The organism is Kitasatospora sp. NPDC052896 (assembly GCF_044547075.1).
Lineage (GTDB): Bacteria > Actinomycetota > Actinomycetes > Streptomycetales > Streptomycetaceae > Kitasatospora.
Genome location: NZ_JBITZU010000013.1, coordinates 78,491 through 90,606, shown reverse-complemented (window position 1 = coordinate 90,606; position 12,116 = coordinate 78,491). Strand labels below are relative to the sequence as shown.

The 12,116-nt window shown below is 75.1% G+C and carries 7 protein-coding genes; all 7 read left to right on the top strand.

Annotated elements, in window-relative coordinates:
• The first annotated feature begins 148 nt into the window (after positions 1–148).
• The 7 genes from ACIGXM_RS24215 (at position 149) to ACIGXM_RS24185 (ending at position 12,067) form a co-directional block, all read left to right on the top strand.
• Positions 149–1,447: a hypothetical protein gene (locus ACIGXM_RS24215; RefSeq protein WP_396564189.1), complete on the top strand. Its 1,299-nt coding sequence runs from the start codon at positions 149–151 to the stop codon at positions 1,445–1,447.
• Between the two features lie 89 nt (positions 1,448–1,536).
• Positions 1,537–2,538 carry a UDP-glucose 4-epimerase GalE gene (gene galE / locus ACIGXM_RS24210; RefSeq protein WP_396564187.1) on the top strand — a complete coding sequence of 334 codons (1,002 nt, stop codon included), beginning with the start codon at positions 1,537–1,539 and terminating at the stop codon, positions 2,536–2,538.
• A 289-nt stretch (positions 2,539–2,827) separates the two neighbouring features.
• Entirely contained in the window at positions 2,828–5,710 is a 2,883-nt protein-coding gene (gene leuS / locus ACIGXM_RS24205; RefSeq protein ID WP_396564185.1) for a leucine--tRNA ligase, read from the top strand.
• A 205-nt stretch (positions 5,711–5,915) separates the two neighbouring features.
• Positions 5,916–6,677 (top strand): hypothetical protein, encoded by a 762-nt coding sequence (locus ACIGXM_RS24200; protein ID WP_396564184.1) that lies wholly within the window; start codon positions 5,916–5,918, stop codon positions 6,675–6,677.
• Positions 6,678–6,756: 79 nt separating this feature from the next.
• Positions 6,757–7,602 carry a DegV family protein gene (locus ACIGXM_RS24195; RefSeq protein WP_396564182.1) on the top strand — a complete coding sequence of 282 codons (846 nt, stop codon included), beginning with the start codon at positions 6,757–6,759 and terminating at the stop codon, positions 7,600–7,602.
• A gap of 103 nt (positions 7,603–7,705) precedes the next feature.
• Positions 7,706–8,839, top strand: coding sequence for a helix-hairpin-helix domain-containing protein (locus ACIGXM_RS24190; RefSeq protein WP_396564180.1), 1,134 nt, complete (start codon positions 7,706–7,708; stop codon positions 8,837–8,839).
• Positions 8,840–8,893: 54 nt separating this feature from the next.
• On the top strand, positions 8,894–12,067 hold the full coding sequence (locus ACIGXM_RS24185) for a ComEC/Rec2 family competence protein (RefSeq protein ID WP_396564178.1): 3,174 nt from the start codon (positions 8,894–8,896) through the stop codon (positions 12,065–12,067).
• Positions 12,068–12,116: the final 49 nt, after the last annotated feature.

Here is a 12,116-nt window from a genome sequence, read left to right as displayed (position 1 = left end):
GAATGAGCACGCTCGGTAACGCCACCACCGGTGAAGCGGACCAAACCGGGTGAATGTGTTGGGCCGTTCGGCTGTATGTGCGCACGGAGAGTCACTTAACCTGGTAGCGCAAGTGTCCTGAACCCGCGCGGCCGCTAACGTCGTCCCCATGGCCGACCTCGCGCGCAAGCGGAACGAAGAGCTGGCCCGGCTGCTGCACCAGCTCGTCTGGAGCCCTGAGCGGCTGGCCCGCGAGGTCAACCTGATGTTGCCGCCGGCGATGGCGATCAGTTCCACCGCGCCCTACAAGTGGCGCGACCGCGGCATGGTGCCGAGGGCCCCGCACGACCAGACCGTCTGCGAGGTGTTGAGCCGGGCCGCCGGCATCGCGGTGACCTACGAGCAGCTCTGGGGACGGATGGGCAGCCACCGCGGCGCCAAGGTGCTCTCGCCCCGGCTGCTCACCGACCCGTGGACCGCCGACACCGCGCAGACCGCACTGCGCGAGGCCGGGGCGGACGCCGCGCCGGTCCGGCTGACCGACCTCTTCCGGGGCGACGAGCTGGAGCGGGCGGCCCGGCACTGGGCCTCGCCGCCGCCCCGGGTCACCGGCGGCGAGGGCGCGCTGGCGATCGCCCCCGAACAGCTGGCCGACCTGCGGCGCAGCCACGACGGCAAGCAGCGGCTGGAGCGCTGCTGCGGCGGCGGCCTGGTGGTCGGCGCGGCCCGGTCCGAGCTGGCGATGGCCGGCAAGCTGCTGGAGCTGGGCTCGTACGCCTGGGACGAGCGGCTGGGCCGCTCGCTGTACGGCGCGGCCGGGCGGCTGGCCCGGCTGGTCGGCTGGGCCAACTTCGACCTCGGCAACGAGGCCGCCGCGCAGCGCGCCTTCGTCGCCGCGCTGCGGGCCGCGCACGTCTCGGGCGACCTGCGGCTCGGGCTGAGCGTGGTGGGCTGCCTGGCGGTGCAGGCCACCCACAACCCGGTCGCCCGCGGCCTGGACGCGGTGGCGATGCTGGGCGCCGCGCTGGAGGTGGCCGGGCCGCGGGTCACCCCGTGCGAGCGGGCGCTCCAGCTGGGGCGGATCGCCCGGGCGCACGCCCGGCGCGGCGAGCGGGACGGTGCCGAGGCGGCCGCCGAGCGGGCGTTCGGCGAGCTCGGGGACGACCCGGAGCGGCCGCTGGAGCGGGCCGACCTGGCCGGGATGGTGGGGGAGGCCTACCTGCTGCTGGGCGACCACGGGCGGGCCCGGCCGCTGCTGGACACGGCGGTCGGCGGGCTGACCGCCGAGCGGGCCCGGGCCCGGGCACTCCTGCTGGTCCGGCTGGCCGACTCGTACCGGCAGACGGGGGAGCGCGAGGCGGCCGTGCGGACCGCCGACCAGGCCCGCCGGCTGGCCGCCGGCATGCAGTCCGGCCGGGTCGCCCGGGCGCTGCGCGACCTCGACGCCGAGCTGCGCCGGGCGTCCTAGCCGCCGTGGCGGGGCCGCTACCGGTCGCCGGTTAGGCTCGGTGCCGGCAGCCCGCGCGACCGGGCGGACAGGAAGGGTGGCACATCTCCATGAAGGTACTGATCTCCGGCGGCGCCGGTTACATCGGCAGCACCGTCGGCTCGGCCTGCCTGGACGCCGGGATCACCCCGGTCGTGCTGGACAGCCTGGTCACCGGCCGCCGTGAGTTCACCGACGGCCGGGCCTTCTACCAGGGCGACATCGCGGACGGCGAGCTGGTCGACCGGATCTTCGCCGAGCACCCGGACATCGCCGCGGTGGTGCACTGCGCCGCGCTGATCGTGGTCCCCGACTCGGTCGGCGACCCGGTCGGCTACTACCGGGCCAACGTCGCCAAGAGCCTGGAGTTCGTCGGCCACCTGATCCGCAACGGCTGCGGTCGGATGATCTTCAGCTCCTCCGGCTCGATCTACCAGCCCGGCGAGGACTTCAGCGTCGACGAGGAGTCCGTGATCGCCCCGCAGAGCCCGTACGCGCGGACCAAGGCGGTCTGCGAGGGGATGTTCGCGGACATCGCGGCCGGCGAGCCGATCCGGATCCTGTCGCTGCGCTACTTCAACCCGATCGGCGCCGACCCCGGGCTGCGCACCGGTCTGCAGGTGCGCCGGCCCAGCCACGCGCTCGGCAAGCTGATCGAGGCGCACGAGGAGGGCGTGCCGTTCCGGATCACCGGGACCGACTACCCGACCCGGGACGGCTCGGGGATCCGCGACTACGTGCACGTCTGGGACCTGGCCGCCGCGCACGTGGCCGCGCTGCGGACGTTCGACGAGGTGCTGGCCGGCCCGGTCCGCTCGTCCGTGATCAACCTGGGGACCGGCACCGGGACCACCGTGACCGAGCTGGTCACGGCGTTCAACAGCGTGGTGGAGCGGCCGGTCGCGGTGGTCGAGACCGAGCGGCGGCCGGGCGACGTGGCCGGCGCGTTCACCCGCAGTGACCGGGCCAAGCGGCTGCTCGGCTGGGAGCCGGAGTTCGGCATCGCCGACGGGATCCGCGACTCGCTGCGCTGGGCGGAGGTCCGCGACCAGCGGCTGGCCCCCCGCGACTGACGGGCCCGCACCGCCCGGGGCCGTGGCGGCCCGCTCGCCACGGCCCCGGCGTGCCTGGGGTACCCTGACCCCATGCGAACCGTGCGCCTGCTTCTTAGCCGGCCGCGCTGACCAGCACCGGCCGACCCGTCAGGGCAGCGCCGGAGTCAGCGTGGCGTCCCCTCCTGCGAGGGGCTTTTTTGTTTCCCCGGCCAGTTTCCGCGGCTGCCCGGGCGCGCGGCGCGGTCACCGCGGCGGCGCGGCCCGCCGGCTGACGATTCGCAATCTGACAGATGGAGCCTGAAGGACCATGAGCGAGACGACCCCTGCCGCCGGAGCCACCGAGCCCGCCACCGAGCCGTTCCGATACTCCGCCGCCCTGGCAGCCGACATCGAGTCACGCTGGCAGGACGTCTGGGAGAAGGAAGGGACGTTCAACGCGCCCAACCCGGCCGGGCCGCTGGCCGACCCCGCCGCCGGCGACGTCACCACGAAGCCGCACAGCTTCATCATGGACATGTTTCCGTACCCGTCCGGAGCCGGTCTGCACGTCGGGCACCCGCTGGGCTACATCGCCACCGACGTCTACGCCCGCTACCAGCGGATGACCGGGCACAACGTCCTGCACACCCTGGGCTACGACGCCTTCGGCCTGCCCGCCGAGCAGCACGCGGTCGCCACCGGCGTGCACCCGCGGGTCTCCACCGAGGCCGCCATCGCCAACATGCGCGCCCAGCTGCGCCGGCTGGGCCTGGGCCACGACGCGCGCCGGTCGATCTCCACCATCGACCCGGAGTACTACCGCTGGACCCAGTGGATCTTCCTGCAGATCTTCAACTCCTGGTACGACACCGAGGCCGGCCGGGCCCGCCCGGTCGCCGAGCTGATCGCCCAGTTCGAGAGCGGCGCCCGGCCCACCCCGGACGGCCGCGCCTGGGCGGAGCTGTCCGGTGTCGAGCGGGACGAGCTGCTGGGCGAGTACCGGCTGGCGTACGCCAAGGAGGTGCCGGTCAACTGGTGCCCCGGCCTGGGCACCGTGCTGGCCAACGAGGAGGTCACCGCGGACGGCCGCTCGGAGCGCGGCAACTTCCCGGTCTTCAAGTCCAAGCTGCGCCAGTGGATGATGCGGATCACCGCCTACGGCGACCGGCTGATCGCCGACCTGGACCAGCTGGACTGGCCCGAGGCGATCAAGCTGCAGCAGCGCAACTGGATCGGCCGCTCGGAGGGCGCCCGGGTGGACTTCCCGGTCGCCGGTGACCGGGCGATCACCGTCTTCACCACCCGCCCCGACACCCTGTTCGGCGCCACCTACATGGTGCTGGCCCCCGAGCACGAGCTGGTCGACGCGATCGTCCCGGCCGCCTGGCCGGCCGAGACCCACAACGACTGGAAGGGCGAGGCGCACACCCCGGCCGAGGCGGTCGCCGCCTACCGGGCCGCCGCCGCCGCGAAGTCGGACGTCGAGCGGCAGATGGACGCCAAGGTCAAGACCGGCGTCTTCACCGGTGCCTACGCGACCAACCCGGTCACCGGCAAGCCGGTCCCGGTCTTCATCGCGGACTACGTGCTGACGGGCTACGGCACCGGCGCGATCATGGCGGTACCGGCCCACGACCACCGCGACTTCGCCTTCGCCCGAGCCTTCTCGCTGCCGATGCGCTGCGTGGTGCAGCCGACCGACGGGCGCGGCGATGACCCGCTGAGCTGGGACGACGCCTTCGACACCTACGACTCGACGATCGTCGGCTCGGCCAACGGCGAGATCTCGCTGGACGGCCTGTCGGTGACCGGGGCCAAGGCCCGGATCACCGCCTGGCTGACCGAGCGCGGCATCGGCGAGGGCACCGTCAACTTCCGGCTGCGCGACTGGCTGTTCAGCCGCCAGCGGTACTGGGGCGAGCCGTTCCCGATCGTCTACGACGAGGACGGCGTGATGCACGCGCTGCCCGAGTCGATGCTGCCGGTCGAGGTCCCCGAGGTGGAGGACTACTCGCCGCACACCTACGACCCGGACGACGCGGCCAGCTCGCCGAAGACCCCGCTGTCCCGCAACGAGGACTGGGTCAACGTCGAGCTGGACCTGGGCGACGGCGTCAAGCGCTACCGCCGCGAGACCAACACCATGCCCAACTGGGCCGGTTCCTGCTGGTACGAGCTGCGCTACGTCGACCCGGTCAACCCGGAGCGAGTGGTCGACCCGGCCAACGAGCGGTACTGGCTGGGCCCGACCGAGCAGAAGCCGGCCGGTGGCGTCGACCTGTATGTGGGCGGCGCCGAGCACGCGGTGCTGCACCTGCTGTACGCGCGGTTCTGGCACAAGGTGCTGCACGACCTGGGCCACGTCTCCTCGGTCGAGCCGTTCCACAAGCTGTTCAACCAGGGCATGATCACCGCCGACGTCTACCGCGACGACCGCGGCTTCCCGGTGCCGGCCGCCGAGATCGAGGAGCGCGACGGCGGGTACTTCTGGCAGGGCCAGGCCGTCAGGCGCGAGGCCGGCAAGATGGGCAAGTCGCTGAAGAACGCGGTCGCCCCGGACCAGATCTGCGACGAGTACGGTGCCGACACGCTGCGGCTGTACGAGATGGCGATGGGCCCGCTGGACGTCTCGCGGCCGTGGGACACCCGCGCGGTGGTCGGCTCCTACCGCTTCCTGCAGCGGCTGTGGCGCAACGTCGTCTCGGAGAGCACCGGCGAGCTGGTGGTCACCGACGAGCCGGCCGACGAGCCGACGCTGCGCGCGCTGCACAAGGCGATCGACGGCATCCGCGGCGACATGGCCGGACTGCGCTTCAACACGGCGGTCGCCAAGGCCATCGAGCTGAACAACTTCCTGGTCAAGCGCGGCAGCACGCCGCGCGAGGTGGCCGAGCAGCTGGTGCTGCTGGTCGCGCCGCTGGCGCCGCACATCGCCGAGGAGCTGTGGCGGCGGCTGGGGCACCAGGAGTCGCTGGCCTTCGCCGACTTCCCGGTGGCCGACCCGGCGTACGTGGTCGACGAGTCGGTGACCTGCGTGGTCCAGATCAAGGGCAAGGTCAAGGCGCGGCTGGAGGTGCCGCCGACCATCTCGGACGCGGAGCTGGAGGCGCTGGCGCTGGCCGACCCGGCGGTGGTCGCCGCGATCGGGGAGGCGCCGGTGCGCAAGGTGATCGCGCGGGCGCCGAAGCTGGTCAACATCGTGACCGGCTGACGTAGCGCCAACCCGCTCGCGGGCCGGCCGCTCCTCGGGGGAGCGGCCGGCCCGCGTTCCGCTGTTCCGGGCGGCCCTCAGGGACATCCCTGATCCGCCCCTGATCCAGCCCCGGGGAACCCCGGGCATCCCGTTCCGGCGGACCGGCCGGCGGATACCGTGGTAACTGCACACCGGACCGGCCCACGCGGAAGGCGGCACCACCATGGAAGCGATCGGCGTACTGGTCGGGCTGGCCGCCCTGATCGGGATCAGCATCGTCGTGCTGCTGGTGGTCGCGGCGGTGAAGGCGACCAAGGCCGTCGCCGCCAAGGTCGAGCAGACCGAGGCCACCGCCCGCCGGGCCGTCGAGAACGTCACGCTGAAGGCCAGGACCTTCACCAAGCCGGGCTCGCAGGGGGAGCTCGCGGCCGTCCGGCTGGGCCTGCGCACCTCGCTCGTCAGGACCCGCGAGGTGCTGGAGAGCGGGGTCGGCGCGGACGGTCAGCTCGCCGAGGCGCTGCGGTTGCTGACCCGGCTGGACGCGCACGCGGCCGAGCTGGACGGCGAGCTGCGGATGCTGGAGCGGGAGCCGGAGCCGAGCCGGGTGGCGGCCAGGCTGCCCGAGCTGCGCGAGCGGGCGGAGCGGATCACGCGGTCGGCGGAGTCGATGCGGTGGGCGGCGCAGGACCGGATGCACCGGTTCGCGGAGGACGAGCTGAGCCGGCTGAGCGCGGAGTGCGAGAGCGAGGCGGGAGCGCTGCGGCACTGGGACACCGGGGGGTCGGCGGATGCGTCCGCGGGGCGCGCCGCCGCGGGGTCGGGTGGCACGTCGTTCGGCCGGCCGTCGTCCGGTGCGGAGGCCCGCGCCGGCATCGCCGCCGCCGTGGACCGGGCGAGCGCGGAGGACGTGCTCGGTCTGGGCGAACCGCTCGCCCGCCTCGCCCAGCGGCTGCGCAAGCCCGCACCGGGGTCGTCGACCGGCTGACCGCCCCGGCCTCGGGCCTGCCCGTTCGCCCCCCGGCCTGCGCTGTCGTCCCGGACCTCCGGGGAGTAACCTCCGGCTCATGCCCGCCGACCTCGCTCTCGTCACCGATTCCACGGCCTATCTGCCTCAGGAAGCCGTGGACCGGCACGGGATCGCGGTAGTGCCGCTGAGCGTCGTGGTGGGCGACGAGGTGCTGACCGAAGGCGTGGAGGTCTCGCCCAAGGACGTCGCCGAGGCGCTGCGCGCCAGGCGCCGGGTGACCACCTCCCGGCCCAATCCCGAGACCTTCGCCGCCGCCTACCGCGCCGCCGCCGAGGCGGGCGCCGAGGGCGTCGTCTCCGTGCACCTCTCCGCCGAACTCTCCGGGACCTGCGAGGCGGCCCGGCTGGCGGCGGCCGAGTCGGAGATCCCGGTGCGGGTGGTGGACAGCCGGATGGTCGGGATGGCGCTCGGCTACGCGGTGCTGGCCGCCGCCGAGGCCCGGGCGACCGGGCAGGGGCTGGACCAGGTGGCCGCCGCGGCCGAGCGGCGGGCCGGCCGCTCGCACGGCTTCTTCTACGTCGACACGCTCGAACACCTGCGGCGCGGCGGCCGGATCGGGACGGCCCGCGCGCTGCTCGGCTCGGCGCTCGCGGTGAAGCCGCTGCTGCACCTGTCGGGCGGGCGGATCGAGCCCCTGGAGAAGGTCCGGACCGCCTCCCGGGCGATCGCCCGGCTGGAGGAGCTGGTGGTCGAGCAGGCGGGCGAGGGGGAGGTCGACGTGACGGTCCACCATCTCGCCGCCGAGGACCGGGCGGAGCCGCTTGCCGAGCGCTTGCGCGAGCGGGTGCCGGGGTTGCGCGAGCTGTACGTGGGCGAGGTGGGCGCGGTGATCGGCGCGCACGTGGGGCCGGGGCTGCTCGCGGTGGTCCTCGCGCCGCGCTGAGCCGGGTCGGGCCGACGTCAGGGGTTGTCCACAACCCCCGGTTTATCCACAGGAATTCAACGAGTTCGGCGTCGCCGTCGTCGCCCGGCCTACCGTCGTGGCCATGCGAAGCGTCAGCACCCCTCTCACCACTCTCAGCAGCACACTCCACCCCGTCCGAGCCCGGCGCGAGGAGGCCGCCGAGGTCGCCCGGCAGCGGATGGCCCGGCTCGTCGGCTCGCCCGGTGAAGCCCCCGCCACGGCACCGGGTCCGCCCATGCTGCCGGACGACTGGCCGCACGGTTACGGTCCGGGCCGCCGGCGCCACCCGCCCGCGCCCGCACTTCCGGAGCCGGACGGCGTCTACCTCGCCGAGCCACCGCCCGTGCCGGGCTCCGCCGCCCCCGGCACGGCACCAGGGCCGCCCGCGCCGCCCGACCAGCCCGATCCGCCCGCCTCGTCCGTCCCACCCACCGCGGCCACGGTCCCGTCCACCGCGCCCACGGAACCCCCAGCATCGGTCGCGGTCCGGAGCACCCGCCCCCGGTCCCGGCTGCCCCCGTCACTTCAGCCGCTGCTCTGGGCGGATCGCCGGGCCCTGCTCGGCCTCACCGTGCTGCTCCTGCTCGCGGTGGCGTACGCGGTCCAGCACTTCTGGCTCGGCCGGCCGCAGGCGGTCGCCGTCCCGGTGGCCTCCGCCACGACCGTCGGCGCGGCCCGGCAGCTCAGCGGCCGTTCCGACGCTCCGGCGCTCCCGAGTGGTGCGGCGGACCAGCCGTCCGAGTCGCTCCCCGGCACCGCCGCGCACCCCACCGCCGACGGCACGGCAGGCCGGCCCGCCGGCGAGGTCGTGGTCGACGTCGCCGGGAAGGTCGCCCACCCGGGTGTGCTGTCCCTCTCGGCGGGATCGCGGGTCGCCGACGCGGTCCGGGCCGCCGGCGGTCCGTTGCCCGGGGTCGACACGGACGGGCTCAATCTGGCCCGGGTGCTCACCGACGGCGAGCAGGTCCTGGTCGGCGCGCTGTCCCCACCACCGGGCAGTGCCACCGCGGGGGTCGGCCCGCGGGCACCGGTGAGCCTGAACCACGCGACCGCGGCCCAACTCGACGCGCTTCCCGGCGTCGGCCCGGTCCTCGCCCAGCACATCGTCGACTACCGGGACTCCCACGGCGGCTTCCGCTCGATCGAGCAGCTCCGCCAGGTCAGCGGCATCGGCGAACGCAAGTTCGCCGACCTGAAACCGCTGCTCACCCTCTGATCCCGCCCACCCGCCACGACCTCGACCACCCGCCACCGGAGAGGCCGGAAGGACATGACGCCCACCCCCGCCGCCGTCCCGCCCGCGCCCGCTTCCGACCCCCTGCCGCCGACCACCGGCGCTCTCGCTCCCACCCCGCACCCCCGGGGCGAGGCCGACCTCCGGCTACTGCTGCCGACCATCGCCGCCTGGTGCCTCGCCGCCCTGTTGCCCGACGTCGACGCCCGGTACGCACCCCCGCTCCTCGGGATCGCCGGGCTGGCCGCCCTGCTCGCCGCGGTCCTGCTGTTCGGCTGCCTCCGCCGTCACCGATCGGCCTGGCGCCCGGGCCGGGTGCTGGCCGCCGCCGTGCTGCTGACCGCCGCGGCGGCCACCGCCTGCACGGTGCTGCACACCGCCGACCTGCACCGCGGCCCGCTTCCCGCGCTGGCCCGCACCGCCGGCACCGGTGCCCCGAACCGCGGTTCGCCCGCCCGCCCTCGGGTGATCGCCGACCTCACCATCACCGGTGATCCACGCACCCGCACCACCCACGCCCGTGGCACCGCCCCCGGACAGACCCTGCTCACCGTGGCCGCCACCGCCGACGAGGTGGCCGTTCTCCCGTCGCAGACCCGCCCGGCCGACCCCGCGGCGACCCCCGCCGCCACCCGCACCCGTACCCGGACGCCCGTCACCGTCCTGGTCCGCGCCGCGGACGTGCCCGAGTGGCAGGACCTGTTGCCGTCCACCCGGCTCGCGGTCGAGGCCCGGGTGCTCCCCGCACGGGAGGGGAGCGCGGACACCGGCGCCGTGCTGCTCGCCGAGGGGTCGCCTCGGCTGCTCGCCCGCCCCGGCACCGCCCAGCGGATCGCCGGGCGGCTGCGCGCCGGTCTGCGGCGCGCCTGCCAGGGCCTGTCGCCGGACGTGCGGGCACTGCTGCCCGGCCTGGTGATCGGAGACACCTCGGCGATGCCGGAGGAGCTGGACGAGGCCTTCCGCAGTACCGATCTGGTCCACCTCACCGCCGTCAGCGGCGCCAACCTGTCGATCGTCCTCGCCGTCCTGCTCGGCACACCGGGCCGGGTGGGTACCGCCGAGCGCGGCGGCCTGGCAGCGCTGCTGGGGGTCCCACTCCGCGTCTCGGCCCTGCTCGGGACGGTGCTGACGCTGGCGTTCGTGACGCTCTGCCGGCCCGATCCGAGCGTGCTCCGGGCGGCCGCCACCGGGCTGGTCGGGCTGCTGGCGCTGGCCACCGGCCGTCCCCGGCAGGCCGTTCCGGCGCTGGCCGGGGGCGTGCTGGTGCTGCTGCTGGCCGATCCCTTCCTCGCCCGCTCGTACGGTTTCCTGCTCTCCTCGCTCGCCACCCTGGGCCTGCTGACGCTGGGTCGGCGATGGACGGCCGCGCTCAGCGCGCGAGGGTGGCCGCACCATCTGGCGGGTGCGGTCGCCGCGGCGGCCTCGGCGCAGGCGCTGTGCGCGCCGGCGGCGGTGCTGCTGGCGCCCCGGGTGAGTCTGGTGGGCGTCCCGTGCAACATGCTCGCCGAGCTGGCGGTGACTCCCGCCACCCTGTTGGGGTTCGGCACCCTGGTGGTGGCGCCGGTCTGGCCGGCCGCGGCGCGGGTCCTGGCGGAGCTGGCGGCCCTGCCGACCGAGTGGCTCGCGGGTGTCGCCCGGTTCGGTGCCGCGCTGCCCGGCGCCGAACTCGCCTGGACTCCGGGCTGGCCCGGCGCGGTGACGCTGTCCGTGGCGATCGCGGCGGCCTGCTGGGCCGCGCCGCTGCTGCTGCCGGTACCGGCCCGGGCGGCGGTGGAGCCGGGGCCCGTCGGGTGCCCCGAATCGGGGAGCCCCGCGGCCGCCTCCCGGGGTACTCCTGCGGAGGCGGGCGACCATCACCCGGTTTCGCTCCTCCGGCCCGCCCGGCGCCGCCCGTGGTGGCGCGGGCTGCTCGTGGTGGCCGTGCTGACCATCGCCCTGATCGTGCTCCTGCTGCGGCCACCGGCCCTGGTCCGGATCGCCACCGGTTGGCCGCCGGCCGGCTGGCGGCTCGTCATGTGCTCGGTCGGGCAGGGCGATCTGGTGGTCCTGCCGGTCTCGGACGGCGTGGCGGAGGTCCCGGACACCGCGGTGGTGGTGGACGCAGGGCCCGATCCGGCGGCGGCCGACGCCTGTCTGCGCGGCCTCGGCATCACCCGGGTGGCCCTGGTCGTGCTGACCCACTTCCACGCGGACCACAGTGAGGGTCTGCCAGGTGTGCTGCGGAACCGCGCGGTGGGTGCCGTCGAGACCACCACGCTCGGCACACCGCCCGGTGAGCAGGCCAGGGTGCTGGGTTGGGCGGCCGCGGCGCACGTCCCGGTGGTGCGGGCCGTGCCGGGGGAGCACCGGACGGCCGGGCCGGGGCTGTCCTGGGACGTCCTGTGGCCGGCCGGACCGCTCGGGCCGGCGACCCCGGGGGCGAACAACGCGAGCATCGCGCTGCTGGTCCGTTCGGCCGGGCTGCGGCTGGCGCTGCTCGGTGATCTGGAGCCGCCGGCCCAGGCGGAACTGCTCAGCCACGCTCGCCCGGGACCGGTGGACGTGCTCAAGGTGGCGCACCACGGCTCGGCCAACCAGGACTGGGCGCTGGCCGAGGCTCTGCACCCCCGGCTGGCACTGATCTCCGCGGGCCTCGGCAACCCCTACGGGCACCCGGCCGCCCGCACGGTCGACCGGCTCCGCGCGCTCGGCGCCACGGTGTTGCGCACCGACCGCTCGGGTGACCTCGCGGTGCTCGGCGACACCCCGGCCGCGCTGCACGTCCTCGTCCATCCGCACGAGGCCACCGGTGAGGTCGAGGAGAACGCCGCCCTCGACCGCCCGAACCCGTCGAGCCCGCCGGACCCGGACCCGGCCGGCACGCCGGGGCACCCCCTCGGGAGGACCGCCTCCGCCGCCTCCGCCACTTGGGCCCCCGCCGGCTCACCCGTCGTCGTGGTCCGCCGGGCGGTGTCCCTCAGCCGTCCTCTCGCCAGCCGTCGTGCTCCGCCAGCAGGGCGTCGATCTCGGCCAGCACCCGCAGGTCCCAGCCGTCCTCGGGGGCCTCCAGGACGACCAGCCACTGGGCGTCCTCGGCGTCGTCCTCACCGGCCAGGGCGTCCCGGACCAACTCGGGCTGGCCGAGCCGGGGGAGGGTCTCCGCGATCTCCTGGGCGATCTCCTCGGCCGCGTCACGGTCGGCGAGGACGAGCAACTGGCGGCCGGTGCTAACGGGCCGGTTCTCGATGTCATGGTCGGTCACCTCCCCATTGTGGCCGGT